Annotated in this window: 21 protein-coding genes and 1 pseudogene; 17 read left to right on the top strand and 5 right to left on the bottom strand. The window is 48.3% G+C overall.

The annotated features are described in order from the left end of the window. Positions 1–97: 97 nt before the first annotated feature. The 5 genes and pseudogenes from HQ48_RS09205 to HQ48_RS06800 form a co-directional block, all read right to left on the bottom strand. Positions 98–775 (bottom strand): annotated as a pseudogene (locus HQ48_RS09205) (transposase); the annotation flags it as partial. 194 nt (positions 776–969) lie between these two features. Then, the gene (locus HQ48_RS06815) at positions 970–1,965 is read right to left on the bottom strand and encodes a DUF4876 domain-containing protein (RefSeq protein WP_044232674.1); all 996 of its coding nucleotides are present in this window, start codon (positions 1,963–1,965) and stop codon (positions 970–972) included. A 46-nt stretch (positions 1,966–2,011) separates the two neighbouring features. After that, on the bottom strand, positions 2,012–3,295 hold the full coding sequence (locus HQ48_RS06810) for a hypothetical protein (protein ID WP_044189994.1): 1,284 nt from the start codon (positions 3,293–3,295) through the stop codon (positions 2,012–2,014). A gap of 15 nt (positions 3,296–3,310) precedes the next feature. Then, a complete protein-coding gene (locus tag HQ48_RS06805) occupies positions 3,311–4,585 on the bottom strand; it encodes a hypothetical protein (RefSeq protein WP_044232671.1) in 1,275 nt (424 codons plus the stop codon). A 7-nt stretch (positions 4,586–4,592) separates the two neighbouring features. Beyond that, positions 4,593–7,040 carry a TonB-dependent receptor domain-containing protein gene (locus tag HQ48_RS06800; RefSeq protein ID WP_081969753.1) on the bottom strand — a complete coding sequence of 816 codons (2,448 nt, stop codon included), beginning with the start codon at positions 7,038–7,040 and terminating at the stop codon, positions 4,593–4,595. A 969-nt stretch (positions 7,041–8,009) separates the two neighbouring features. On the opposite strand from HQ48_RS06800, the gene HQ48_RS06795 reads away from it, so the two are divergent. From HQ48_RS06795 to guaA, 17 genes are all read left to right on the top strand, one after another. Further along, positions 8,010–9,185 (top strand): dicarboxylate/amino acid:cation symporter, encoded by a 1,176-nt coding sequence (locus tag HQ48_RS06795; RefSeq protein WP_044232667.1) that lies wholly within the window; start codon positions 8,010–8,012, stop codon positions 9,183–9,185. 243 nt (positions 9,186–9,428) lie between these two features. Next, complete coding sequence (locus tag HQ48_RS06790; RefSeq protein WP_044232666.1) at positions 9,429–11,504, top strand: tetratricopeptide repeat protein; 2,076 nt, start codon at positions 9,429–9,431, stop codon at positions 11,502–11,504. A 6-nt stretch (positions 11,505–11,510) separates the two neighbouring features. Beyond that, positions 11,511–13,433, top strand: a complete 1,923-nt coding sequence (gene abc-f, locus HQ48_RS06785) for a ribosomal protection-like ABC-F family protein (RefSeq protein ID WP_044232664.1) — start codon at positions 11,511–11,513, stop codon at positions 13,431–13,433. A gap of 143 nt (positions 13,434–13,576) precedes the next feature. Continuing rightward, positions 13,577–13,741, top strand: coding sequence for a hypothetical protein (locus HQ48_RS06780; protein WP_235300210.1), 165 nt, complete (start codon positions 13,577–13,579; stop codon positions 13,739–13,741). Positions 13,742–14,272: 531 nt separating this feature from the next. After that, positions 14,273–14,632 (top strand): septum formation initiator family protein, encoded by a 360-nt coding sequence (locus HQ48_RS06770; RefSeq protein WP_044232660.1) that lies wholly within the window; start codon positions 14,273–14,275, stop codon positions 14,630–14,632. Further along, positions 14,629–14,991: a hypothetical protein gene (locus HQ48_RS06765; protein ID WP_044232658.1), complete on the top strand. Its 363-nt coding sequence runs from the start codon at positions 14,629–14,631 to the stop codon at positions 14,989–14,991. Before HQ48_RS06770 ends, HQ48_RS06765 begins: the two co-directional genes overlap by 4 nt. Beyond that, positions 14,991–15,944 carry a pseudouridine synthase gene (locus HQ48_RS06760; protein WP_044232656.1) on the top strand — a complete coding sequence of 318 codons (954 nt, stop codon included), beginning with the start codon at positions 14,991–14,993 and terminating at the stop codon, positions 15,942–15,944. The genes HQ48_RS06765 and HQ48_RS06760 overlap by 1 nt, the downstream gene beginning before the upstream one ends. A gap of 43 nt (positions 15,945–15,987) precedes the next feature. Then, positions 15,988–18,114 (top strand): protein-disulfide reductase DsbD, encoded by a 2,127-nt coding sequence (locus HQ48_RS06755; RefSeq protein ID WP_235300209.1) that lies wholly within the window; start codon positions 15,988–15,990, stop codon positions 18,112–18,114. Then, on the top strand, positions 18,114–18,899 hold the full coding sequence (mazG, locus tag HQ48_RS06750) for a nucleoside triphosphate pyrophosphohydrolase (RefSeq protein WP_044232652.1): 786 nt from the start codon (positions 18,114–18,116) through the stop codon (positions 18,897–18,899). Before HQ48_RS06755 ends, mazG begins: the two co-directional genes overlap by 1 nt. 1,044 nt (positions 18,900–19,943) lie before the next feature. Continuing rightward, positions 19,944–20,597 carry a hypothetical protein gene (locus HQ48_RS06745; RefSeq protein ID WP_044232649.1) on the top strand — a complete coding sequence of 218 codons (654 nt, stop codon included), beginning with the start codon at positions 19,944–19,946 and terminating at the stop codon, positions 20,595–20,597. 294 nt (positions 20,598–20,891) lie between these two features. Beyond that, positions 20,892–21,785: an ABC transporter permease gene (locus HQ48_RS06740; protein WP_044232646.1), complete on the top strand. Its 894-nt coding sequence runs from the start codon at positions 20,892–20,894 to the stop codon at positions 21,783–21,785. Positions 21,786–21,816: 31 nt separating this feature from the next. Next, positions 21,817–22,032, top strand: a complete 216-nt coding sequence (locus tag HQ48_RS06735) for a DUF3098 domain-containing protein (RefSeq protein WP_044190527.1) — start codon at positions 21,817–21,819, stop codon at positions 22,030–22,032. Positions 22,033–22,038: 6 nt separating this feature from the next. Then, positions 22,039–22,866 (top strand): undecaprenyl-diphosphate phosphatase, encoded by an 828-nt coding sequence (locus HQ48_RS06730; RefSeq protein WP_044232643.1) that lies wholly within the window; start codon positions 22,039–22,041, stop codon positions 22,864–22,866. A gap of 1 nt (position 22,867) precedes the next feature. Then, positions 22,868–23,617, top strand: coding sequence for a tRNA pseudouridine(55) synthase TruB (gene truB / locus HQ48_RS06725; protein WP_044232640.1), 750 nt, complete (start codon positions 22,868–22,870; stop codon positions 23,615–23,617). A gap of 16 nt (positions 23,618–23,633) precedes the next feature. After that, a complete protein-coding gene (queA, locus tag HQ48_RS06720) occupies positions 23,634–24,683 on the top strand; it encodes a tRNA preQ1(34) S-adenosylmethionine ribosyltransferase-isomerase QueA (protein WP_044232639.1) in 1,050 nt (349 codons plus the stop codon). A gap of 4 nt (positions 24,684–24,687) precedes the next feature. After that, positions 24,688–25,155 carry a 2-amino-4-hydroxy-6-hydroxymethyldihydropteridine diphosphokinase gene (gene folK / locus HQ48_RS06715; protein ID WP_044190516.1) on the top strand — a complete coding sequence of 156 codons (468 nt, stop codon included), beginning with the start codon at positions 24,688–24,690 and terminating at the stop codon, positions 25,153–25,155. 90 nt (positions 25,156–25,245) lie between these two features. Next, entirely contained in the window at positions 25,246–26,766 is a 1,521-nt protein-coding gene (gene guaA, locus HQ48_RS06710; protein WP_044232636.1) for a glutamine-hydrolyzing GMP synthase, read from the top strand. Positions 26,767–26,811 lie beyond the last annotated feature (45 nt).

The following is a 26,811-nucleotide window of genomic DNA, read 5'->3' as shown; positions in this document are numbered from 1 at the left end:
AATCGAAGACCCAGAAAACGGCTAGGATACCTAACGCCAAGCCAAGTTTTAGGACTAACTTAGATCAACATTGTTGCGCTGGAAGGAGGAATGTGCAGCGTTTGAGCTCTCGGACTAATCTGCCTGCTATGGTGTGCAATTTCCTATCCGCTTTCAGTGCCTTTTGGTGATTCTTGGGATGATTGCGAAAACGTTGGTCGCGATAGATACGCTTCAATACAAAGGTGTAGCTTTGGCGAAGTGGTGGCTCTAGTTTATGGAAGATATCCAGAACCTTGCGGACAATATTTTATGCAACTTGGCATCTGTCAGGGTAAGTGATATTCTTCTCTTGAACGATCGAGTCGATAAAAGCAACGTTATGATGCTTGTCATCATCATCTTCGTTATTGACACGAATGCTTTCTTGGAAAATGAGTTCTATCCCCTTTGCTCCAATGCGCTTGCGAAAATGTACCAAATCAGAAGAGGCACAGGGCGCACTAGGGATGAACTCTTGCATGCCACAAAAGTATTGGTAATAAGCATTTTCACTCCATTGCTCCGCAACGGATTCATCAGAGAGATTTCGCAGGTGTTTGAGAATCAATAAGCCACACATCAGACGAATGGGCTTAGCAGGGCGACCATTATTCTGACAATACAGAGGAGAGAAGACTATGTCAAATTTTGCCCAATCTATTTTGTCGGATAGTTTGTAGAGCGGGAGCGATTGGTTCAGCATGTAGGATAGACTGCTGAAGAATGATGGGGTGCTGTGGGGCTTTGTAATCATGAAAAATCTGCAAGTTTCATACCTTGAAGATACGAAAACCTGCAGATTTGACAAAGGATTTAGAAAGGTATTATACTGAATAACAGGTGTTAAATGACTATTTAAGGAACGACTATCTAATGCACAATAAAAGGGGCCGCATCAAAAACAAATTTTGGCACAGCCCCAGCGTCCTTTTTTAGCTATGGCAGGACTTATTTCTTCACTCTGAGGCTAGGTTCCACTACCTCAAAGTCTACGGTAGAGTTGTTGGTATCAACGAAATTCTTGCCATCGTGCTTGCGTACAAGCGCTAGGCCGAGAGGTTTCTTCTTGCTAGGGCGGTGAATCATCGCACTTGTCCACCCAGCGTCGATCGTGCGGCTAGAGATATACCACTTAAATGCCTCTTTGGGACATAGATTTACGGCATCAACGATCCAAGCATTAGGTATCTTGAGGTAGGTACCACTACCTCCATGGCCGTGACCTCCAGAGGCATTATTCCACGTACACTCCCACTTATACTCATCTTTCTCAAGATCCTTGGCTGACACCCCCAATTTGACTAGAGCGATCAAACCATAACCTGAACTAATTGTAAAGTTGGGGGAAGTCTGATCAAAGAACTCCCTGCCAGAATAAATTACCGACATATTGGGGACTTTCTCGTTGTCCTTACGATCGTCCTCGTTGATCTGTTCTTTGGTGAGCCATTCGAAATTGGCATTCGAGAGGTCAAACGAGTTGGGATTGGCAGCTGTACCATCTTCGACATCTTTGGTATAGTCTATGGCTGTATGGGCTACGAGGATTACCTTACCAGGCTCTATGGGATACTCCTCTCCCTTACCAGGGAACTGAATTACCTTGTCGCCAGCAATATGAGTTTCTCTGAAGTCACAGTCTTGCCCTAACTCAAGTTGAATGTTGCTACTAAAAGGCGTCATCAACAAAGCCATACCATCAAGATATACCGTCTTGTTGGTGGGGTTGTAAATCTTGATGTACGCATCGTCTTTGGTAGGATAACCACGTGGGTGCCAGTTACCAGAGTGGAAAACCTCTTGTATGATCAAATGATCTAAGGTTGCTACCTTCTCGTTATTTTTACGATTGGGGTCATCTGGTTCTTCTTTGGACTTACAACTAGACAGTGCTAGTGCTGCGAGAGCGAATACTACAAGCCCTCTATTCGTCAAATGTTTCATTTAGTTTGTGTTTTAGTTAAGTATGATATATGAATAATTAATTATACTAGAGAAACCATGAACCATAACCCGATCCTCCAGAGCCATCATCTCCATGAATGATGATATTATTGACGGCATTATAGGCCTCCTGTGCAGACAAACCTATTTCTCGCCCTAGGTGTACGAAGTAGGGTTCGTTGGGATCGTCATCTGTAGGGTCGGAATCCAAGGTGCTTGTAAAGACTCGAATAGGCAAATTAATTCTTATAATTTCCTGCCAAGAAGACGCCTCGTTGGGTTCGTAATAAGGCGCACATACAAATTTATTCTCTCCTCGAGGCTCTGTCTTGGGGAAGATAGCCTTCTTGCCCGGAGGACACTTGAGCACCCTAATGGCAAGATAAAAGTGCGGCAGAAGATTCGTCCCGCGATTGTAGTACCTGCCATCGGTACGCACGATAGGCCACTCACTCTGCCTGTCTATGGAACCGTCATGGTCAAACCTAATATGCCCTTTGAGGCCAACATAGTCTTGATCCTCGGAATAGGCCTTAGTATAGGTTTTGCGCGTATAGGGAGGAAGTAGCTTGAGGTTGAAAAGCTCTCGCACACCATCGGCCATGTCGTCGTGTAACCAAGTATCTCGATATGTATAGGTCAACAACTTAGGCGTGGCGAGCCTACGCTGATCAAAGCTCTTACGACTGGAGAAGTACTTAGATGGTACTGGTCCTTGGTCGGAGCCAGTGTAGCGTACGTCCATCACTTCGTATGGCTGCCCCTTATCATCTAGATCACTGATGGAAAAAAAGATCTGATATTGATCGGAGTGCTTGAGTATCTCCTCGTTGATGAGCTTACCCTGCTTGTTGTAAAAATAGAAACAGAGCCCCCAAAGTTTACTATTACCTCCGATGATACGAAAGTGGTTGGGGCCCTGCTTACCAGCCTCTTTCTCCAGATAGGTCACGACACTACTACGATCGACCTCTACCTTGACCCCAGAGGCTCTATTGTGAATGACGGCAAACTGCTCTTGCCGCCACGGTGCTTTGGCATAGACAAAGTTGCCATGCAACTTACCTCCACCATGTGGATGCCCCTCTTTGAACATCACAAGACAAGTAGCCCAATCTGCAAAGGCTCCTTGCGGGTCTGGGTTAGGCAAATCTGGACTATTGACCACGGGAGCCTCGAATAGATCTGCTCCCGTACGAGGGACTTTCTTCTGAACCAAGGGGTTGTTATCTTCATCAACCACAACCTCCCCAAAAACAAAGCGCTTGCACGAGAAGCTGGTCCCAAGCAGTATCGCCAAGGCGAAAAGTATCTTGAACAATTTACTCATTGCTAGTATCCTATTTTACATAGTTATCTTGGGAATACGATCGAAGTATCCTTCGCCCCAAAGCATCTGCTCTAGAGCTGCTCGCTCCCCCTCGGGGTAGAAGCGCTGTATATCCCTCACACACGCGTCCTTATCTCGGTCTACATCTGCGATTATCCGGAAGGGGACTGGGTAGTCGATATCGAAGCTATTCCAAGCAGGAGAGAGCTGATTGAAGCGATGTACTCCACCCGGATTCTCGTACCCAGTAAGATCGTACTTACCGTTGGCTGTAATGATATGACTGATGCAGGTACGCATCTGGAAGGCCATATTAGACTGATGAAATTTGAGAACTCCCTTGAAGCCTAAGGCATCTAGTGGAGTCCCTGGGTCTAAGCTACGCTTCTTGCGAAGCCTAATAACGGGTATCCCTGCACGGATGCGCCCTAGATCATCTTGCCCAACGATAGCAGAGCCTAGTACCTCCTCCACAGGGTCGGTATCTCGATACTCATAAGTAAAGATTTTGGGCACTAGCCCATTTAACTCAAAAGCATCAATGGTCTTGTAGAGTTGATAGAGCTTACCTGTCTGTGGGTCTGTATAGGACACTTGAGCCTCCTGCGTGAGAGCCACTTCAGTTGCCTTAATAGCTAATGGCAGGCTATAACGAAGTGAATTGGGCTGATGTACCTCGGGAGCATAGACAATAGAAGGCGAGCTAGCAGTAGCGCGTACACGATTGCCCTTGCTATCGAGCTGGAAGAGGTATTTGTCGTAATAGATGCTATCGAGCGTCATAGGGTAGACAAGCGGATACCCACTCAAGGCATACCCCTGTACCGTAAAGAAATGCTGATGCACCAACAGCGTAGAGTTGGCCTCATCTTTGGGGTCATAACCCGAAAACTGATGGTTGATGAGACGACCATTGAGGTCATAGTACTTTAGCTCTAGTGCATAGTAGATATCCTCACCCTTGACCACATCAAATACTTTCCGAGCCGAGGTGATGGACATCTTGCCATTACTGTCTTTGCTAAAGGCTATCTCTTGGTAGATCGGCAGGGGCGTAGCACTTGAAGGAATATCGTATGCTGCGAAGGTTTTACCGTCTTTGCGCTTGTGCGCTAGGCGCAAGATAGCTTGAATCGAGTAGATCTGCTCGTGCCCCTTGACGTCACGCTCGATTGTGGAGGGAGGTGCCACGACCAAATCCCTCATCAGTGATTCCATACGCTCGTCACTACAACTAGAGAGTAGCAAGGAGCATAGTAGTAGGGGTAGTACAATAAATAATGTTCTCATAATCGTCTTAGAAGTTTATAATCGTTCTTAGGGTGAGCTGAGCCCCTCTTGAGTGAGCATAATAGCGGAAGCGGTCTGTATACTCCTTATACAAGCCATTGAGGACATTATCTCCAAGAAGCATAAATTTAACTCGAGTGCCACTCCTAAGAGTCGTACCTAGCTCAGCCGAAGCATTGAGTAAGGTATAAGCATCCGGCGAGTCAGGGACCAGATCCTTCTCTGGGTCGAATCGTGTCTGCTTGGTCACATACACCCCCTCGAGGGAGCACAAGAAGTGCCAACGATCCTTGTAGCCAAAGTTACGGTCATAGGATAGACCTAAGGTATAGCGGTCAGAAGGCATGAAAGGGAGCCAAGCATTTTGTGTTAGGTTACGGGCATTGATCCACTCCCCTTTCCCCGTAATGCTTAGCCCATCTAGAGGTATAAACGTAGCACTTAGATCCCCCCCGACGAAGCGTGCATTGTCCTGCTCATAGATAAACTTAGGGTACTTGCCACTAGGGTGATTGTGAAATCGGTCTAACCCCTTACCTATATTGTCATATATATAGTTCTCTACATGCTGGTAGAAGAGGCTTGGCTCAATAAGCAGGTAGGTGTTGCGGTAGCGTGCGCCCATAACAGCCTTGTAGCCACGCTCACTCTTGAGGTACTTATTTCCCACCACCCAGTAGGTGCCATGATGCAGCCCCGTGGCGTATAGCTCGTTGATATCGGGTGGTCGCCAAGCCCATCCGATATTGGCACGCGCGTCTATATTATCCGTGATCTGGTAGTGTGCAGCTATACTCCCCGTGAAGTTGCTATAAAGCCTAAAATCGCTGTAGTACTTGAAGCTCGAGAGGCTCGTATAGCCATCTACATCGAGAGCTCTATAGTCGTAGCGCATACCAGCAGAACCTTGTAGTTTGCCCCAGCGTAACTTATGCAACAAGAAGAAGCCAGTTGTCAGAGCTGCATAGTTAGGTATGAATGCTGGTTGCTTGGTATTGGGAACATTGAAGTTGTACTGATACATTGCCGAGAGCCCAACTTGTGAACTCATATTAGACGTCCAGTTTGCATCCCATACTCCCTCGGCACTATATGTAGTGAGCTGGAGGTTCTGCACAGGTATCCAACTAATCTTGTCGACTTTTCGGTTCTCAAACTCCTGCCTTAGATTGTCTTGGTAGGATAGCTTGAACTCCAAGTTGTGCCCTTTGAGGAATTGCCACTTGAGATCTCCCTTGACCGTAAAGTGCTGAGTCTGCTGGAAGGGAGGTTTGATGTCGTAGGAGAAAGGATGAAAGGTATCGGGATTGGGTCTACCAGCCAAGAAGCGAGCCAATAGTTGATCAATATCGGAGATGTTGCTGGCGTAATAAACACCACTACGAGAGTAGTAAAGGCTAGAATATAGCGTGGCTGTGACACGAGGGTCACTATAACCCAATAGGCCGGAGTAGCTTATGTTATTGTAACCCGTATTGTTGAGGATATACTCTGCCGTAGAGTAGTCTCCAGCCTTCTGGTACATACCGTGCAGCCTCATGCCGACACGCTTATATACCATCTCAAGCGAACCAGCTCCATCGTACCCATGCCCATTGGTCGCATATCCAGCATTCATACGCCCTTTAACCAATGGGCGCTTAGCTCCGTATGGCAGAGGTGCTTGATTAAACAGTACTACACCACCGACAGCTCCATAACCGTAGCGAATAGCTTCGGCTCCCTTGATAACTTCCACGACACTCGCCCCCGTGTGGTCGATCTCGGGCGCATGATCGGCCCCCCAGCTCTGACTCTCTAGCCGCACTCCATTATTGACTAGCAAAATGCGACTACTATGCATTCCTTGGATCACAGGCTTGGAGATCGTACTACCTGAACTGATTGAGCTCACACCAGGGACCTTCTCAAGTAGCTGCGCCAGAGATAGCGCAGGACTCTTCTCAAGTGTCTTGGTATCTATCGCTACAGCTTGCTGAAGCTGAGTGGTATGCTTGCGCTGCGCCTCAACGTAGACAGCACCAAGGTTCTCGATCGAGGGCGTCATGTATACTATTAGTTTCCCAGTGGCCCGCAAGGTATAGGTCTGCGATACAATTTCATCGAAGCCAATCGCCCTAAGTGAGAGCACTAGCTTCGAACTCCGAACGCTGGGTATGGTGCAGTAACCATCAAGATCGGTGTAGTACACCTTGCCTCCAGTTTTGAGGACAACCCCGACGACGGGCTCTTGTGTCTTTTTATCGAGCACACGGATCTGTACGTTTCGCTCTATGGGCACCTTATTTTCGTTGCTTTCTAACACTGTGCCAGCATCTGGAAAAGACGGACTAAGCAGCTTAGTTTGATGAGAAATTGATGTAGGCGCTGAGGCATAAGACGGCTGTACACCGCAAATACCCAAGAGCGATGTGGCTATCAAGCCTCGGATAGCTATTTTTAGGTTTATGGACATAAAATTTAAGTTCAATAAGTTGGAGTGTCTAGTACCCACCCTCGCCTCTCTATATATGGAGATTCGGGTACTCACTATGGAGCTGAGTATACTGCATTAGCCCTCCAACCTATGTACACTGGTTGCCGAATAACATAGTTAGCTGGTCTTTTGAGTTGTTTTAGTTGTGGCAAATGTAGATTATTTAAGTTAAGTGAACAAGATTGGAAGTTTTTTTCAGCCAAAAATCCCTACAATATGCGATGCTGAGTAGGGTCGCCCCCACTAGGTGCTAGGATATATCTAGAGTAATCGGAGGCATTCGGTTTCTGCAAGAGAAGCTTATTCATCACCTTTTTGGTTAAGGAGTGTTAATGAATTAACCTTAAATTTGGTGTAATGGAAGGGTCGTTCGTAAAGATTGGTGGTGCTCTCTCGGTAGATTGGTGGGAAGATTTTCTGACATTGGAGGACTAATCCCCTGCGATGTGTCCACTAATTGGAGCAGATTGATGGGAAGAAAATGCTTTAAGTGTGTCCAAAAAGCATACAATCACTCAAGAAAATGACATAAACACATGTATTCTAGATAGTTAAAAAAGTGCGTTTAAGGCGACGATTTCTATAGGGCTAGGGTGAAGTGCCCCAACAGCAGTGAACGCAATGCAGATGCCTCTACGGCGCTCATACGAGGTCGGGTGGTTTTTCTAGAGAGTCGTCTGGGCTTGGTCTGAATAGACTAGAAATAGTTAAAGAATGTAATCCCCAAGATTGATGAGCAAGTGGATAAAGCTGGCTAGGCGGCATACCTGCTATTACCAGAGAGTACCTGCTCACGTATTGGAGGTATCTCTGTATCCTAGTCTAGAAATAAAGAGGTGGCTAACTCAGATAAAAAGAAAAAACAGCTAACTTTACCCTAGAGAACTAATCAAATAAGTCTAACCACCCCTAGAAGCAATGTCAAACTTAGGGGAGTAGCGCAACATTATGAGTAAAATACCACGTATCGGTCTGCTCGGTCGCATTCTCATAGCCATAGTGCTAGGGATAGGAGCAGGACACATTATGCCTTTATTTCTCGTTCGCCTTCTAGTGACGTTCAACTCCGTCTTTAGCGAATTTTTGTCTTTCACTATACCTTTGATCATCTTTGCTCTAGTGGCTAGTGCTATCTCCGACGTAGGGCGCAAGGCTGGCCGTATGCTCTTGCTTACTACGGGTATTGCGTACGGCTCGACCATATTTGCTGGCTATCTAGCTTACTTCACAGGTATATCTGTCTTCCCTCGGTTACTAGAAGCGAATAGTACAGAGAGCCTAAGAGCTACGGCAGAGGGGGTCGCTCCATACTTTACGATACAGATGCCTGCGGTATTTGGAGTGATGACGGCACTGATTCTAGCCTTCATTCTGGGACTTGGTATGGCACATCTAGATAGCCGAGGGCTCAAGTCGGGGATAGATGAACTCAAAGAGATTATATCTAGGCTCATTGGCGGTGTCATCATTCCGCTACTACCTATTTATATATTCGGTATTTTCTCCAGTATGGCATATACAGGCGAGGTTGCCTCGACCATTGAGGTCTTCATACGCATTATTGGTGTGATTTTTCTGCTACATATTATCCTGTTGCTCCTACAGTTTGGGATCGCTGGTATCATCTGCAAGCGTAACCCGCTATCCATGCTACGCAATATGATGCCAGCCTACTTCACTGCCCTTGGCACATGCTCCTCTGCTGCCACAATCCCTGTCACGCTCAAGCAGACCCAGCTCAATGGGGTGAGTAGCGAGGTAGCAGGCTTTACGGTTCCTCTGTGCGCCACGATACACCTCTCTGGTAGTACTCTCAAGATAGTGTCTTGTGCTCTTGCGCTCATGATCGCTCGTGGTATTCCTCAAGACCTTGGTCTATTTACCGAGTTTATCCTCATGCTTGGGGTAACGATGATTGCTGCTCCGGGTGTACCGGGTGGCGCCATCATGGCCGCATTGGCGATTATTCAATCCATTTTGGGCTTCGATGCCGAGCAGCAGGCGCTCATGATTTCGCTCTACATCACCATGGACAACTTCGGCACAGCCTGCAATGTGACGGGAGATGGGGCTATTGCCCAAGTCGTGGATCAACTCAACAAGAGAGAGATTAGCCCAGCCTAGCGAGGTCGGGCAGCTCAGACGAGCAGTCGAGAGCTCGAGGAGATGTGCGTTGGCCATGCAGCCAGTACATCTCCTCGCTTTTTGGTCAGGGCTGTGTGCCAAGGCTAGAGCAGGGCAAGAGCGTTTTTGACTATCTTTGCTCGGACGATATGTTATGGTATGTGATACGCTAGGGGTACCATGGAGCGTTGTAGCCCTAGGGCGTGTCGTTGAGCATACCCACATATAGATGAACCCAAACTCATGAATAGATATAGTCGCCAACTTTTGACCCTCCTGTGGGCTCTTGTACTCGCCGTTGCTCCCCTATGGGGGCAGATTGATGTGGAGCATGTGATCTCTATTGGACGCAATGCTCTATACTTCAACGACTATGTTGTGTCGATTGGTTACTTCAACCAAGCTATTGATACACGCCCATGGTTGGCGGATCCGTACTTCTATCGAGCCGTGGCTAAGGTCAATCTAGAAGACTACAAAGGGGCGGAGCAGGACGCTACGCTCTGTCTGGAGCGCAACCCCTTCATCAGTAGAGCCTATCTGCTACGTGGCATTGCACGGCAAAACCTCAACCTCACGACCGAAGCGATCGCAGACTATAAGCAGGGCCTCAAGCTCGCACCAGACAATCTAGGCATGCATCTGAACCTCAGCCTTGCACAAACTCAGCTCAAGCAATACGACGATGCCGAGCGAAGCATAGACGAGCTACTTAGATATTGGGCTAAAAACAAAGATGCCTATACCCTAAGAGCCAACATAGCTCTAGAGAGGGGGGATACTACTCTAGCCCTTAGCCGCATCGAAGAGTCGCTAGCTATAGACTCTCTGCAGCCCATGCCCTACAAGATGAAAGCTCAAATCCTAGCCAATCGGGATAACCTGCCCCCGGCCGTCGAGGCTCTAGACAAGGCCATAGACCTCGAGCCGAGAGAAGCCAATCTCTACACGCATAGAGGTATCTTGTATTACAGGCAGAACAAACTCAGAGAAGCGATGAAGGACTACAACCAAGCCCTCGACCTCGACCCTCGCAACAGGGTAGCCCTGCACAACCGTGCCCTGCTGCGTCAGCTTGTCGGCGAGAGCAATCTGGCATTGGAGGACTGGGATAGGATCGTCACGGCAGAGCCCAAAAACTATATAGCACGCTACAATAGAGCACTCCTTGCTCAGAGGCTAGGACAACCCCAGAAAGCACTAACCGACCTAGATGTAGTGCTAGCTCAGTACCCTTCTTTTGCTGAGGGATTTATCTTCCGATCCGAGCTTCGCAAGAAGCTCGGCAATACCAAGGGAGCCGAGCGTGACTACTGGCATGCGTGGGATCTGCACCAGAATAAGGATTACAGAGCTTCGGCTCGTGGGCGAGCGATTCGCAACAAGGACAATCAGACACGTCTGTCGGGCGATGAGAGTATCGACAAGTACAATATGCTCGTAGAAGAGAAGCCAAGCCTAGTGCCAGAGAAGCTACGCTATAGCAGTGCTGCTCGCGGACGAGTACAGGATAGAGAGGTTCAGGTAGAGCCTCAGGGTGCACTCTACCTGACTTACTTTGCGTCAGAAGATCCAGAGGGCAAACCCCAGAGTGGGGCAACCTACCATGCCGACCTGCTCGTACAGTTCAATAGGCGCATAGATCTAGCTCATCCCCTTAGACTACAGAGCCACAATCAAGCTCTAGCCCCCAAACAGATCGAGTGGCTCCAAACCGAGCTCTCTGGCAGAGAGGGGGCAGACGACGCAGGCTACTATCTGCATCGTGGCATCATCTACAGCCTACTACAGGACTATGAGCAGGCGATTGCCGACTTCGACCGAGCTGTCTCTAGAGATCCTTCGTTGGCTTTGGCCTATTTCGCTCGCTCGATCGCTAGTCAGAGGCGCAGACTAGTAGAGGTAAGCCGTGGCGCCGAGACTACAGCTTCGACAGAGGTGTCTGCCTCTCGAGGGCTAGTCACTACAGGTCCTGGCGGACAGATGGTTACCCCAATTGATAAGCCAGCCCTTCGTCCGATCAACACAAGCACCTCTGTGCTCACAGACCTCAATCGGACCATTGAGCTTGCGCCTGAGTTCGCCTACGCCTACTATAATAGAGCTCTTCTCTACGGGCAGACAGGTGAGGTCGAGGCCGCACTGAGGGACTACAATAGAGCCATTGCTCTAGCACCTCGACTGGTCGAGGCCTACTACAATCGTGGCTTGCTCTATCTCTCACAGGGCAAAACCAAGGAGGGGATAGCGGATCTCAGCCAAGCGGGCCAGTGGGGCCTATACGAGGCTTACAACATCATCAAGCGTATGAACCAATAGTCATATATGATATCTCTCAATAATGTAGCCGTGCTATTCGGCGGTTTCACTCTATTCTCAGATGTTTCGTTTGTTGTCGCACCCAAGGAACGCATTGCTTTGGCGGGCAAAAATGGAGCTGGCAAGTCCACAATGCTCAAACTTATTGCAGGGCTGGAGAGCCCTACTATGGGTACAATCAGCTGCACCAAAGGCCTGCGTCTAGGATATTTGCCTCAGGTGATGAAGCATGAAGATGGGCGTACGATCTATCAGGAGTGCGAGCGTGTTTTCGACCACATCACAGAGCTAGATAGAGAGGTTGATGCTCTGGCCGCAGAGATGGCCGAGCGTACAGACTACGATAGCTCAGAGTACAGCGAGTTGATCGACCTCTATGCTCAGCGTAGCGACGAGCTGGCGATGATCAGTGCTGGAAACTATCATGCACTCATCGAGCGTACTTTGCTCGGGCTTGGCTTCGAGCGAGAGGACTTTCATCGTCAGAGCTCGAGCTTCAGCGGTGGGTGGCGTATGCGCATCGAGCTGGCGAAAATTTTGTTGCAGAAGCCAGATGTTTTGCTCCTTGATGAGCCAACCAATCATCTAGATATTGAATCCATTCGTTGGCTAGAGAGATTTATCGCCACAGGGTCTAGTGCACTGCTGCTGATCTCACACGACAAAGCCTTTCTCGATGCAACGACCACACGTACCATCGAGATTGAGTTAGGGCGTGTCCATGACTACAAGACCAACTACTCTCACTACCTACAGCTACGCCAAGAGCGACTAGAGCAGCAGCGCAGGGCTTGGGAAAATCAGCAGAAGTCTATCCAAGAAACAGAAGACTTCATCGAGCGCTTTCGCTACAAGGCGACGAAGGCCGTTCAGGTACAGAGCCGCATCAAACAGCTCGAGAAGATAGAGCGGATCGAGCTGGAGGAGATTGACCGCCGAGCCATGCATTTCCGCTTTATCCCAGCGACCCACTCGGGGGCCTACCCAATCGTTATCGAAGATCTGCGCAAGGATTACGCTAGCCATACCGTATTCTCTGGAGTCAATATGACGATCAAGCGAGGAGAGAAGGTTGCCTTTGTTGGCAAAAATGGCTCCGGCAAGTCTACGCTCATCAAGTGCATCACGCAGCAGGTGCGTGACTATAGTGGCAAGCTAGAGATAGGACATCAAGTCGAAATCGGTTACTTCGCCCAAACGCAGGCCCAAGAGCTGGATAATAATCTCACTGTCTACGAAACCATCGACAGAGAAGCCAAGGGAGAGATACGCACCAAGATTAATGATTTGCTCGGGGCGTTTATGTTTGGTGGAGAGGCGAGCGAGAAGAAAGTGGGAGTACTCAGCGGGGGGGAGCGTGGCCGCTTGGCAATTATAGAGCTCCTGCTCAGGCCAGCCAACTTGCTCATTCTCGACGAACCGACCAACCACCTAGATATTCGCTCCAAGGAGGTACTCAAGGAGGCAATTGAGCGCTTTGATGGTACGGTTATCTTAGTTTCTCACGATAGAGAGTTTCTAGATGGCTTGGTAAGTCGTATCTATGAGTTTAAGCAAGGTAGAGTGACCGAACATATGGGCGGTATCTACGACTGGCTACACCGAAAAGATCAAGACGAAGCACTCCAAAAGAGCAATCCGAGGGCACAGATCTCCACTGCAAGCATTCAGGCTACACCTACTTCCACAGCAGGAGCAAAGGATTATCAGCGGCAAAAAGAAGAGTCTAAGCGGCGCCGTGGCCTAGAACGAGAGTTAAAAGAACTGGAAACTCGTAGTGAGCATATTGATCAGGAACTCAAAACTCTAGAGGAAGAGCTGGCACAAGGCAAGACGCAGGAGTCTCTATTCATGCAGTATGAGGCTCTCAAGGCAGAGCAAAACCAGCTTATGGAGCGCTGGGAGGAACTCGCTCTAGAGCTAGAGTAGGAAACGCCTGCTGTATATTGAGTAGATGAGCTAGCTAGGCGCTAGAACTTTTGCGAGAAATTTCTTAGGAAAGGTTTCTATAATTGGCAAATTATTCCGTTCTTTGCATCAAGGACAATAACAAAATAAAATATATTACTACAATGAAGTATCTAGGTGTTTTCGTGCTACTCATTGGCGCGTTGCTCTTGATTTGGGCTGGGTTTAATCCATCGGACAATAACAATACCATTCTCGGAGTGGGTATCCTATTGGTAATAGGTGGTTATCTGACGCACATCTTCATGATGCGCAAGTCCATCAAGTAGGGCTACTAGTAGATATTGTCTGTACCTCTCGTTGGGCTTTGGCAACCTAGGGATTGTCAGGGCTGGGGGTATTAGACCCGCTCAGCTAATCACTTCATCAATTAGGACTTGAAGCGCTCGTTGTAGATTTGGACTAAAAACAAATTGGTATGGGGCTGTTGCAAAATCCATTTTGCGGCAGCCCCTGTAATGTATTGCAGAATGCATAAAATGCGAGTCAGTAAGGCTGAGGCAATCGAGAGCATACTCAAGTATCCGATCTCAAGCCGATGAGTAAGAACGTCAAAGCGTACTGCAAGCGACTCGGGTAGTTTGCGTATCATGCAGACCACTATATTTCTCATTACTAAGGATACTTAGCCTACGCTGATTGCTTAAATTATCCCCTAACCAAGCAGACAGCTAGTGCAGGTGTCTACTCCCTCGCCTACAATAGAAGGATTGACAATACTTATTGTATGAGTGCAGGGGAACTCGTAACTTAGCAACCGAATACAAAGCTGTGCATTGATCAGGGAAAATAGTTGATTTATGAGCCTCAAAATATGGAGTAAAGGTAATCGTCGGTGGTTCGCACAAGGCTTAGACAAACTGAACGTCTGGGATAAGCGCTACTGCTGGGCTAAGTACGTCATCGTCTTTGTCCTTTTGTCTGTCTATACATTCGTTCTGAGTGAGCCTACTCTGTGGGAGTACACAAGCCTGCTGCGCAGAGAGATGCATATAAAGAATGAGATGGATATCTATAGACCTATCTACAAGGCCGACAGCACACGCCTGACCAATCTCAAGACAGGCAGAGATAGGGTCGAGCATATAGCCAGAGAGCGATACCTCATGAAATCTCCGGGTGAAGAGATCTACATCATCAAATCGGCAGATACCGAATGAAGCCAGAGTATAAATACCTCTATATCGTAAGTGCTCTAATGCTGCTCACTGGGGCTGCTCTGGGCATGATGCATCATATCGTTTTTGATGCAGTCTACTTACTTGGTGCCCTCGGCTATGGGCTATACTTCATCGTGGCCTCAGATAGCAAGGCCAATATTCGCACTAAGCGCTTGGTGCGTATGAATGTCTTTGCTTCTGTTCTCTTTGTGATCTCGGCTCTGGCCCGCTTCGGACTGCTAGATGCCTACGGTCAGCAATTATGGATACTCTTTCTACTACTTGGCTTAGTGTTTATGCTTTATGCCAATGCCATCTCTATATTTAGGGGAAAGAACGACAAGAAGAATAAAAAATAATGAGTACGAATAATAAGAAACAACAAGTACGTTTGCCTCGGGCTCCAAGGCCTCACTTTACTTTTGAGGTTAGTCTAGAAGAGGAGATCAAACTGCTAGACTTCCTTACTGAGCATGCGCTCAAGGATCGGAGCCGTACGACGGTTAAGCAGCTACTACACGACCGCTTTATTTCAGTCAATGAGGAGCCGACGACACAGTTCGACAAGATGCTTAGGCATGGGGATAAGGTAGTTCTACACCCTACGCCCTTGCCTGCTAAGCTATCGCATCCGCTTGTAGATATCCTTTGGCAAGATGATGATCTGGTCATGATTCACAAGGGGGCTGGTATCCCGACAGTATCCAGCGGCATGGAGCGAGATCGTACAGCGATGCAGATTATCTCGGAGCATCTCAAGAAGTTTAACCCTAGAGCTAAGGTTTTCCTACTCAATCGTGTTGATAAGGATAGTGCAGGCTTTGTTCTAATGGCAAAGAGTGCTTCGCTACAAGCCGAGATAACAGAGCGCTGGGAGGAGTACATCTTGTCGCAAACCTTCGCTGTGGCCGTTGAGGGACATCTCAAAGAGCCTGAAGGTTATTTAGCACCACCCTCCGAGAGCAAAGAGTCTATCCAAAAGACTAGACGATCTCCTGCTAGGCGTCAGAGCGAGGGTCGTGATCGGGCTGGCCTAGCACACTACCGTTCCGTAAGCAATACCCCTGTAGGGAGCCTATTAGTCGTAGAGCTCAAGAGCGGACGCAACAACAGATTGCGCAAACAGTTCGCAGCACTCAAAGCACCTATTTTAGGCGATTGGCGCAACGGTAGCAAGCGCAAAGACATAGGACGTGTTGCTCTAGAAACGATTGCTTTCTGCTTCGTTCACCCTACTACAGGCAAGCGATACGACTTCGATCAGCCTATTCCTGCAGAGTTTCGCAAATGGCTACGGCAGGTAGATAAATAAACAAGCATACTTACAATATTAATGTATTAGATACCACGAAACAATGATGAAACAGCAAAGCATTGGCGTCCTAAGTCGCCGATTGATCTTGAGCCTTGCGCTCCTCTTTGTTGGCTTTGGTATAGCCAAGGCTCAGATCGTATCGGATGCTGTACGATGGTCCCATTCGGTCGAAAAAACTGGTGATACAGAGAGAACCCTCGTGTTCTCAGCCAAAATTGGAGCTGGCTGGCACATGTACTCTACGACTGTGCCCGAGGGCGGACCGCAGCCTACTACTCTATTGGTCGATAAGATCAGCGGGGCACAGCTTGTAGGTAAGCTAACTTCTACGACTGCTCCTATTGAGAAATATGACCAGATGTTTGAGATGCAAATCGGTTACTTTGACAATGCCGTTACATTCAAACAGAAGATCAAGATTACCGATCCAGAGAAGTTCGTCTTCGAAGGAGCTGTGCGCTACATGGTCTGCAACGATAGCCAGTGCCTCCCTCCTACAGGCTATGAGTTTTCTCTGGACAAGTCCGCACTGGGTAATATCTCTATGCCTAAAAAAGAATCAGAGCCTCAAGCTAACGCAACCCCTCAGCCTCTCAAGGCCACAGATCCTGTTGAGCCTGCCAGCGAAGCAATGGGAGCTCCTGCCGAGGAAGATGCTACTCCTGCCGATACCCAAGCGACGGAGGTAGAAGTTGCCTCTACCACAGTGCCTATGATCTCCAGCTCTGCTCTATGGGAGCCTGTGATTGATGAGCTCAAAGCATTTGGTGATAAAAGTCATGCTCAAGCCAATTCGTCGCTGTGGATGATCTTCATCTATGGCTTTCTTGGTGGTCTGATTGCCCTGATGACTCCTTGCGTATGGCCAATGATCCCGATGACGGTGAGCTTCTTCCTCAAGCGCACGAAGGATCGTAGCAAGTCGATTCGTGATGCCATTACTTATGGCCTATCAATCATCGTCGTGTACTTAGTGCTAGGTCTTGTGGTAACTGGTATTTTTGGTCCTGCAGCACTCAATGATTTGGCCACTAATGCGGTTTTCAATATCATCTTCTTCTTGCTGCTAGTCTTCTTTGCGATTTCTTTCTTCGGAGCATTCGAGCTAGTACTACCTGCTTCATGGACGAACAAGATTGATCAAAAGGCTGACAGCACGACTGGTCTGCTGAGCATCTTCTTCATGGCTTTCACGCTTGCCCTTGTATCCTTTAGCTGTACTGGCCCGATCATTGGCACCCTACTGGTACAGGCTGCTTCTATGGGTGATCTACTAGGCCCAGCTGTAGGTATGTTTGGCTTCTCGCTTGCTTTGGCTCTGCCTTTTGCTCTCTTTGCGATTTTCCCAAGTATGCTACAGTCTATGCCCAAGAGTGGTGGTTGGCTCAACTCGGTAAAGGTTGTTTTGGCTTTCTTGGAGCTGGCACTCTCGCTCAAGTTCCTATCTGTAGCAGACCTTGCTTACGGGTGGCATATCCTAGACCGAGAAACATTCCTCGCACTTTGGATCGTTATCTTCGCTCTACTTGGTTTGTACCTACTGGGCAAGATCAATTTCCCACACGACACTCCTAGCGAGAAGACAAGTATACCTGGTCTTTTCTTGGGTATCATCTCACTGGCTTTTGCCGTCTATATGATCCCCGGTCTTTGGGGGGCACCTCTGCGCAGCATTAGCGCTTTCGCTCCTCCGCTCAATACTCAAGACTTCAATCTGTACTCTGGCGAGGTTCACGCGAAGTTCGATGACTACGAGAGCGGTATGGAGTATGCTCGCAAACAGGGTAAGCCTGTCCTAGTAGACTTCTCTGGCTATGGCTGCGTGAACTGCCGAAAGATGGAAGCCTCTGTATGGATCAACGACGAGGTGAAGCGCATTCTTGAACAAGACTACGTCCTCATCACACTTATGGTTGATGACAAGGCTGCACTGCCCGAGATCATCGAAGTAGAGGAGAATGGCCAAAAGGTTAAGCTACGTACCATAGGCGACAAGTGGAGCTATCTACAGCGCCATAAGTTTGGAGCTAATGCTCAGCCATTCTATGTAGCACTTGACCACAACGGTAAGCCACTAAGTCCATCTCGAGCCTACGACGAAGATGTACCTGAGTACATTAAGTGGCTACGTGGTGGTCTAGACGAATACAAAAATCAGTCTAAGTAATGCATACTAAAGCTGAGAAACTGGAGGCTTTCGGCCGTCTGCTTGATGTTATGGATCGGTTAAGAGCCGAGTGTCCATGGGATAGAGAGCAGACGAACGAAAGTCTTCGGGCTAATACGATTGAGGAAACTTACGAACTCTCGAGTGCTTTGCTGGCTGGCGTCCCCTCTGAAATCAAAAAGGAGCTAGGCGACGTTTTGCTGCACATCGTCTTCTATAGCAAGATTGCTGAGGAACAAGGGCAATTCGATGTGGCTGATGTTTGTCATACACTCTGCGATAAGTTGATCTACCGCCACCCTCATATCTATGGCAATGTTGAGGCAGAAACAACCGAAGCTGTGCTCAACAACTGGGAGCAGCTCAAGCAGCGTGAGGCTGGTGGCAATAAGACTGTTCTCTCTGGTGTACCGAGTGCTCTGCCTGCTCTGATCAAAGCCTACCGAATTCAAGACAAAGCTCGAGGAGTGGGCTTCGACTGGGAGCAACCAAGCGATGTGTGGGCTAAGGTCATGGAAGAGCTGTCTGAGCTGAGAGAAGCGATAGAGCAAGGTGGTACGAACGAGCAGGAGGACGAGTTTGGTGACTTCCTATTTAGTCTGATCAATGTCTCTCGCCTCTATAAGATTAATCCTGACAATGCTCTAGAGCGGACGAATCAAAAGTTCATTCGTCGCTTCGGCTATCTAGAAGCCAAGGCCAAGGAACTAGGGCTTAATCTCAAAAATATGACCTTGTCCCAGATGGACGTTTTCTGGGAAGAGGCCAAGGAACTAGAAAAGTAATACGATAGACTAACCTCATTTTTATAAAGGGGCTGTGGCAAAATTTACTTTTGCTGCAGCCCCTTTTAGGTGTTTCAGAATACGCGAAATGCAAGGCGCTAAGACTGAGGTCAAAAGTAGCATACTGGAGTATGTGACTGAAGGCGAATGTCGCAAGTAACACAGCAGTTTGCGTATTATGACACACCGCCTTTTCCATACGCCCAAATGCATCACAAGCAAGACCCTCAGCTTAGATTTTCGGGATTACTCTTTTTAACAATTTTCATCTTATTTGAATTAGAGATTGGTTCAATTGAGGGAAATTGCTAGACCCCGTATGAGCGCCGTAGAGACGTCTATATTGCGTTTACTGCTGTTTGGGCACTTCACCCTAGCCCTATGGAAATCGTCGCCTTAAACAAGAAAGCTTTAATTCTCTAGAAAACAGATATTTATATCATTTTCTTGAGCCATTGCACGGCTTCTTGGCGCACTTAAAGCATTTTCTTCCCATCAATCTGCTCCGATTAGTGGACACATCGCAGGGGATTAGTCCACCAATGTCAGAAAATCTTCCCTCCAATCTATCGAGAGAGCACCACTAATCTTTACGAACGACCTTTCCATTACACCAAATTTAAGGCTAAATCATTAACACTCCTTAACTAAAAAGATGAGGATCGCACACCTGACAGTTGATATTAGGCGTAAGGATAAGCACACCATGGTGCAGTCCAAATAAAACAGACCGAGTAACCTACCAGATATGTGGCGCTAGTTTTTGGAGGTCTGCATATAAGTCGTTAAATTTTCGAGGATTACTTCTGAAACTAGTCATTGGTATCATTGTCAAAGTAATAACTTAACAAAAACAGATAAGTAGCATGCTCTAGAAGCAGGAGCTAGCGCCAATCACTCGCAAACTATTTGCAGAATAACTCAGCCGATGCAATAAATGTAGCACTACCCCACAAAGCCTCTGCTAGACGAGAATCTCTTACAAGATTAACGAGGACAAATCAACCTATTTGTAAACCATAAATTATAGCCACAAGTCACATTATGAAGAAGATACTGACAGCGCTATGCCTGTCGGCTCTGGTCATTGCCATCTCGTACAGCTGTAACCAAGACAAGCCGCTCCTGCCTCAGTCGCCTGACAAAGAAGACATATCTGGCAAGCGAGAAATAACAGTTCCTAAGCCTGAGGAGGCTCATATAAGAGCCCTGAAATCTCTTGGACTAAAGCCTATTGACATCGACTCCCTTCATCTCCCCAACCTCCCCGAGCCCTTTGAGCACAGACAAACCAAAGGAGCCGACTCTCTTTTCACGGAGTTGATGGAGAAACTCAAAGACACAGGAGATAGAAAGGCAGTGTTCCTTGGTATTCCATTCAACACAAGCTACTACCTTATCTGGGCTTACGGCAGACCATCAGGCGTTAGTCTTGGAGATAGAACAAGACCGGGTGAGATCAATGGAGATGGTCCAGTAGAAGGTTGGTCTGGGAAGCCGTATCTTCCTCTGACGTTCCGCTACTCCACTCCCATAGAGGGGTATTCTAGACCCAAGCGTGTCGCTCCATATTTGCAACATCACTTCGACTCCCTAATGCGCCTACATAGAGTTGCTCCATTGAGAGAGGCAGACAATCTGTTTACGCCTATGCCATACGATCTACGCCATATCCGTATCGCCCGCGAGGGAGAGTAGATATCTCACCTCTATTCTCGATTCGCTATAAAAACGACAAAGAGGTTGTGCGCATGGGGTGGTACAGCAAATGGCGTTACCTAGACGCTAGAGTATCTGAGGTCAATATGGACGTACTAGACTGGATAGCCGATAGTCGCTTCGACTAGAGTGCAGATACGGATCAATGACTCCGATGTATGAATTAGTTTTTGTAATTTTGCGTGCAAATTGCCGTAGTTGTGTCCATACGGACGGCATACGGCAGTCCATAACAATATTGTATTTCGCCACTGAACAAAGGCTCTTCTAAATATGTCAGCTCCCATCAATAAAAGACGCAGTACGCTCACGCAGATGCGCCTAGTCAGCATAGCAGGTCTTACGGTAAGTCTATTTACCCTCGGTCTTATTGCCCTGATGCGCATAGGGGTTTATAGTCTTGGGCAGACGGTCAAGGAGCAGATAACATTTTCTGTAGACATCCCTGAGCCCATGGCTACGCAAACGCAGATCACAGCCCTAGAGGACAAGCTAGCCAAACTGCCGGGAGTGATGAACCTAAGCTACATCAATGCCGATAGTGCGGCCTCTGTGGTTGCCCACCAAATCGGTCAGACTAGAGAGGAGATGCTCGGACTGCTAGGTTACAATCCCTTCAGCCCAATGTTTCAGTTCCAAGTACACGCTAGCAGTCTAGCTCCCGATAGTCTACAGAGGCTAGAGGCACAGGTCGCCGAGCTGGGGTTGTCCACTAAACTTAGCTATCAAGGCGATCTAATCGAGTCGGTCGAGTACAACCGACAGCGCCTAGAGTGGATCTTCTGGGCTCTACTAGCGATACAACTCATATTCACATTCATACAACTCAACAACACCACTAGGCTTGGCATCTATGCCGATAGGCTCAAAATACGCACACTCAGCCTCGTTGGGGCGAGTAGCTGGTTCATTCGTCGCCCTATCGTAGGGCGTTCGCTCCTAGATGGTCTAGTGTCGGCAATACTGGCGATAGCGGTGTTGGGTATTTTCGTTGTGGGTCTGGAGCACTGGTTCGACCTACCTATCGCCCAGAGCTTAGACCTCAAGCTGCTTGTGCTGGCTGCCGTGGGGCTATCCCTAGTGAGTATGCTCAGCTGCTCCATTACAGCCCTAAGAGCTAGCCGAAAGTACATTCGTATGGACGGCAACAAAATCCATCTGATTTAGACTTGAAGAAGTATATACAACCTCATCGTTTATGACGTATAGCAAATACAACTATCTGCTCGTAGCCCTATCTGTGGCTATCATCATCGTAGGCTTTGCGCTGATGTCGGGAGGAGGCTCTACCGATCCCGAAACCTTCAATCCTGAGATCTTCTCGACTCGCCGCATCGTAGTGGCTCCCATAGTGTGTTTATCTGGATTTCTGCTGATGATCTATGCAATCCTAGCTTCACCCAAACGCAAATAAACTGGTATGACGATCCTTGAGAGCATCATCATCGCCATAGTGGAGGGGCTTACCGAGTTCCTACCCGTGTCCTCTACTGGGCACATGATACTAGCAGAGGGGCTTATGCGTATGGAGAATACGGAGTACCTACGTGCATTTACCGTTATGATCCAGTTTGGGGCTATCCTATCCGTAGTCATGCTCTACCTCGAGCGCTTCCTACCTTGGCGCAATCAGCCCATAGGAGGGAACTATGGGCTATCTGGCTGGAGCCTCTATGGCCTCATGATCATAGGCTGCATACCAGCCGGTGTACTGGGACTACTACTGGAGGAGTACATTGACCAGCTTTTGGGTAACCTATGGGTCGTGATCGCAATGCTCTTCGTCGGTGGTCTAGTCATGATCTATATGGATCGTCGATTTACGAACAAAACACCTCGCACCGTGACGCCTCGACGGGCTTTTACGGTTGGGCTCTTCCAGTGCTTGGCCATGATACCGGGGGTATCTCGCTCCATGGCTACGATATTTGGAGGTATGCAGCAGGGGCTCACTCGTCGTCAGGCCGCAGAGTTCTCCTTCTTCTTGGCTATCCCGACGATGTTTGGGGCAACGCTCCTGAAGGCCTACAAGCTCTACAAGAGCTCAGGCATAGATGTTTTTAGTGAGAACTGGCAAACACTACTCATCGGCAACGTCGTAGCCTTCTTGGTTGCTCTTGCCGCTATCAAGCTCTTTATCGGCATTGTCACCAAATATGGCTTTAGAGTTTTTGGCTACTACCGCATCGTCATTGCGATCGTTTTCGCCATCTTAATGCTCATGGGCGTACCCATTCACCTAAGCTAATATGAAGAGTAAGATAGGTATGCTAGACCTGAGGGAGGGAGCTACGATTTATCTAGACAAACCTTTGGGCTGGAGCAGCTTTAGTTTGGTCAATAAGTTCCGCTACGAGGCTTGTCGTCATCTAGGCATCAAGAAGCTCAAAGTGGGGCATGCTGGCACACTCGACCCTCTCGCCACAGGCGTGATGATCCTCTGCACGGGCAAGCATACGAAACAAATCGAGAGTCTACAGCAGGGCGTCAAGGAGTATATAGCAGATATACGTCTAGGACAGACCACCCCTACTCTAGACCTAGAGAGCGAACCAACCGAATTTTTCCCCACGGAGCATATTACCGAGGAGATGGTTCGCTCGGCCTTGTGGCAGTTCATCGGGACCATTGAGCAGATTCCACCGATTTTCTCCGCCGTCAAAGTAGACGGCAAGCGTGCCTACAAGCAAGCTCGTAAGGGTCGTGATATAGAGATGCCCACCAAGCTCATTACGATCCACGAGCTAGAGTTACTCTCGTGTTCACTACCCGACCTACGCATTCGAGTAGTCTGTGGCAAGGGGACCTATATCCGCTCTCTGGCTCGAGATATAGGCGTAGCATTAGGCTCTGGGGGCCACCTCACGGCACTGCAACGTACTCAGGTGGGCAATGCTAGACTAGAGGATTGCTTACGGATCGAGGACATCACACCTTTCCTAGAGGCACACGTAGAGCCTCTGGGACAAGAAGCAGAGCAAGCAAAGACTAATCAATAATTAAGAATATAGAGGAATGAAACTATCTCAGTTTAAAATTGATCTACCAGATAACCTGTTGGCCAAGAAGCCTACCCACTTCCGAGATGAGTCACGTATGATGGTTCTACATCGAGCAACAGGAGAAATCGAGCATAAGGTCTTCAAAGATGTATTGAGCTACTTCGACAAAGATGATGTATTCGTTTTCAACGATACCAAGGTATTCCCAGCTCGTCTATATGGCAATAAGGAAAAAACTGGTGCTCAAATTGAGGTATTCTTACTGCGTGAGCTCAACAGCCAGTTCAAGCTATGGGACGTACTGGTAGACCCTGCCCGTAAGATCCGCATCGGCAACAAGCTCTATTTCGGTAAGGACGACAGCCTAGTGGCGGAGGTAATCGACAATACTACCTCTCGTGGTCGCACACTACGCTTCCTATTCGATGGCACGCACGAGGAGTTCAAAAAGACACTCTTCTCAATGGGAGAGACACCCCTACCCAAGTATATGGATCGTAAGCCCACAGCAGACGATGTGGATCGTTACCAAACTCTATTCGCAGAGCACGAAGGGGCAGTCGTAGCTCCTGCAGCCAACCTACACTTCAGTCGTGAGCTACTCAAGCGTATGGAGATATACGATATCCACAAAGCTTTCTTGACAGTACACAACGGCCTCGGCAACTACCGGGATATCGATGTAGAAGATCTGACCAAGCACAAAATGGAGAGCGAGCAGATGATCGTCCCCAAGACTTGCTGCCAAATCGTCAATGCAGCCAAAGATGCAGCCAAGCGTGTGTGTGCAGTAGGGACATCTACCCTTAGAGCTATCGAGACGGCTTCTGGCACAGAGTATCATCTCAAGGAGTACGATGGTTGGACGAATAAGTTCATCTTCCCCCCATACGACTTCGTGATCCCAACATCTCTGATCACCAACTTCCATATGTCCAAGTCTACACTACTGATGATGACGGCGGCTTTCGGAGGATATGACCATGTGATGAATGCTTATAGTGTCGCCATCAAGGAGAAGTATCGCTTCGGTGCCTACGGCGATGCCTTGCTCATTATTTAGAGGTATGGAGCATCGCATCTTCCTCTCTCTTGGAAGCAATCAAGGCAATAGACGTGAGCTTCTGGAGCAAGCTATCGGCTGCCTCAGCCGAGATGTGGGGCAGATCATACAGACCTCATCAATGATCGAGACGGAGCCATGGGGTTTCGTCTCGTCTTCATTGTTTCTCAATGCTGTGGTAGAGCTCGAAACAGAGCTTAGCCCTACAGAGCTTCTAGACCGCACTCAGCAGCTAGAGAGAGAGCTAGGGCGGAGGGAGAAAAGCCACAATGGCGCATACCAAGACCGCCCGATCGACATCGACATACTACTCTACGACGATCTCGTACTGCATAGCGATCGACTCACCCTTCCGCACCCACAGATGCACAAACGTCGCTTCGTCCTAGAGCCACTAAGCCAGATAGCTCCCGAGCAAATACACCCTATACTGAGATGTACAGCCACAGAGCTACTAGCAGAGGTTTCGTAGAGTGCAGAGTTGAGCCCCTATCCATGGATAGAGCGCAAGAAAATGTGTACCTTTGTGTACAGATAACATAAGACTTACAACGTATCATTCATGCAAAAAAAGATCCTGATCCTTGACTTCGGTTCGCAAACGACTCAGCTTATCGGCCGACGCCTCAGAGAGCTGAACACCTACTGCGAGATTGTCCCCTACAACAAACTCCCAGAGAGCCTAGACGGTATCGCAGGGATTATCCTATCGGGTAGCCCGTATTCTGTGTACGATCCAGAGGCTTTCCGTACAGAGCTTTCGGCGCTTCGTGGTCATCTGCCTCTAATGGGTATTTGCTATGGAGCCCAGAGCCTAGTACACCAAACTGGAGGCAAGGTGGAGCCCTGCAATAGTCGGGAGTATGGCCGTGCACACCTAGATATCAAGCATGCTCATGATCCGCTCATGGAGGGTGTAGAGCAGGGGGGCATTGTGTGGATGTCTCACGGAGATACAATCACCACCCTACCTGACAACTTCCGCATTATCGCAAGTACAGAAGATGTAGCTGCGGCAGCTTTTCGAGTAGATGGGGAGCAAACTTGGGGTGTACAGTTTCACCCAGAGGCTTTCCACAGCGAGCAAGGCATGCGTATTCTGGAGAACTTCCTCAATGTAACGGGCATCAAAGGCAACTGGTCGCCTGCCTCTTTTATCGAGAGTACTGTATCCCAGTTGAAACAAACGCTAGGAGATGAGAAGGTAATCCTAGCCCTCTCCGGAGGTGTAGACTCATCTGTGACAGCTGTGCTACTACATAGAGCGATCGGCAAGAACCTGACTTGCATCTTCGTCGATCACGGATTGCTACGCAAGAATGAGTTTGAGAACGTCCTCAAGGACTATGAGCATCTGGGGCTAAACGTAATCGGGGTAAATGCCAAGGAGCAATTCCTATCTGCCCTCAAGGGGGTTACAGATCCCGAGCAGAAGCGCAAAATCATTGGCAAAGGCTTCATTGATGTCTTCGATGCAGAAGCCAAAAAACTCAAGGATATCAAATGGCTTGGTCAGGGCACTATTTACCCCGACGTGATTGAGTCGCTCAGCATCACGGGTACAGTCATCAAAAGCCACCATAATGTAGGAGGGCTACCCGAGCGCATGAACCTCAAACTGGTAGAGCCTCTGCGCTTGCTCTTCAAAGACGAAGTACGCCGTGTAGGGCTTGAGCTAGGTATGCAACCTCACTTGATCAAACGTCAGCCATTCCCCGGCCCCGGTCTTGGTATCCGGATCATTGGAGAGCTTACCGAGGATAAGATAGAAATCCTACAAAATGCAGACGACATCTACATGTCCATGCTACGTGAGTGGGGACTCTACGACGATGTTTGGCAGGCTGGAGCAATCCTACTGCCAATCAAGAGTGTCGGCGTTATGGGAGATGAGCGCACCTACGAGTACACAGTCGCCTTACGTGCAGTGACCTCTACCGATGCTATGAGTGCAGACTGGGCGCATCTGCCTTACGACTTCCTCGCCAAGGTATCGAACGAAATCATCAATAAGGTACGTGGCATCAATCGTGTTGTCTATGATATATCCTCTAAACCACCCAGCACAATCGAGTGGGAGTAACGAGCTTAGGGTCTAAAGAATAATCAAATCACCCAATAGTCCTAG

The organism is Porphyromonas sp. COT-290 OH3588 (assembly GCF_000769075.1).
GTDB lineage: Bacteria > Bacteroidota > Bacteroidia > Bacteroidales > Porphyromonadaceae > Porphyromonas.
This window is presented reverse-complemented; position numbering and strand designations above follow the sequence as displayed.

Bases quoted from the DNA above. Each gene is read 5' to 3' on its own strand.
- HQ48_RS06745 (WP_044232649.1), top strand. From the start codon at position 19,944: ATGAAGAAGATACTGACAGCGCTATGCCTGTCGGCTCTGGTCATTGCC.
- HQ48_RS06780 (WP_235300210.1), top strand. From the start codon at position 13,577: ATGAAGTATCTAGGTGTTTTCGTGCTACTCATTGGCGCGTTGCTCTTG.
- truB (WP_044232640.1), top strand. From the start codon at position 22,868: ATGAAGAGTAAGATAGGTATGCTAGACCTGAGGGAGGGAGCTACGATT.
- abc-f (WP_044232664.1), top strand. From the start codon at position 11,511: ATGATATCTCTCAATAATGTAGCCGTGCTATTCGGCGGTTTCACTCTA.
- mazG (WP_044232652.1), top strand. From the start codon at position 18,114: ATGCATACTAAAGCTGAGAAACTGGAGGCTTTCGGCCGTCTGCTTGAT.
- HQ48_RS06755 (WP_235300209.1), top strand. From the start codon at position 15,988: ATGATGAAACAGCAAAGCATTGGCGTCCTAAGTCGCCGATTGATCTTG.
- HQ48_RS06800 (WP_081969753.1), bottom strand. From the start codon at position 7,040: ATGTCCATAAACCTAAAAATAGCTATCCGAGGCTTGATAGCCACATCG.
- HQ48_RS06770 (WP_044232660.1), top strand. From the start codon at position 14,273: ATGAGCCTCAAAATATGGAGTAAAGGTAATCGTCGGTGGTTCGCACAA.
- HQ48_RS06815 (WP_044232674.1), bottom strand. From the start codon at position 1,965: ATGAAACATTTGACGAATAGAGGGCTTGTAGTATTCGCTCTCGCAGCA.
- HQ48_RS06735 (WP_044190527.1), top strand. From the start codon at position 21,817: ATGACGTATAGCAAATACAACTATCTGCTCGTAGCCCTATCTGTGGCT.
- HQ48_RS06810 (WP_044189994.1), bottom strand. From the start codon at position 3,295: ATGAGTAAATTGTTCAAGATACTTTTCGCCTTGGCGATACTGCTTGGG.
- HQ48_RS06760 (WP_044232656.1), top strand. From the start codon at position 14,991: ATGAGTACGAATAATAAGAAACAACAAGTACGTTTGCCTCGGGCTCCA.
- HQ48_RS06740 (WP_044232646.1), top strand. From the start codon at position 20,892: ATGTCAGCTCCCATCAATAAAAGACGCAGTACGCTCACGCAGATGCGC.
- folK (WP_044190516.1), top strand. From the start codon at position 24,688: ATGGAGCATCGCATCTTCCTCTCTCTTGGAAGCAATCAAGGCAATAGA.
- HQ48_RS06795 (WP_044232667.1), top strand. From the start codon at position 8,010: ATGAGTAAAATACCACGTATCGGTCTGCTCGGTCGCATTCTCATAGCC.
- HQ48_RS06765 (WP_044232658.1), top strand. From the start codon at position 14,629: ATGAAGCCAGAGTATAAATACCTCTATATCGTAAGTGCTCTAATGCTG.
- HQ48_RS06805 (WP_044232671.1), bottom strand. From the start codon at position 4,585: ATGAGAACATTATTTATTGTACTACCCCTACTACTATGCTCCTTGCTA.
- guaA (WP_044232636.1), top strand. From the start codon at position 25,246: ATGCAAAAAAAGATCCTGATCCTTGACTTCGGTTCGCAAACGACTCAG.
- HQ48_RS06730 (WP_044232643.1), top strand. From the start codon at position 22,039: ATGACGATCCTTGAGAGCATCATCATCGCCATAGTGGAGGGGCTTACC.
- queA (WP_044232639.1), top strand. From the start codon at position 23,634: ATGAAACTATCTCAGTTTAAAATTGATCTACCAGATAACCTGTTGGCC.
- HQ48_RS06790 (WP_044232666.1), top strand. From the start codon at position 9,429: ATGAATAGATATAGTCGCCAACTTTTGACCCTCCTGTGGGCTCTTGTA.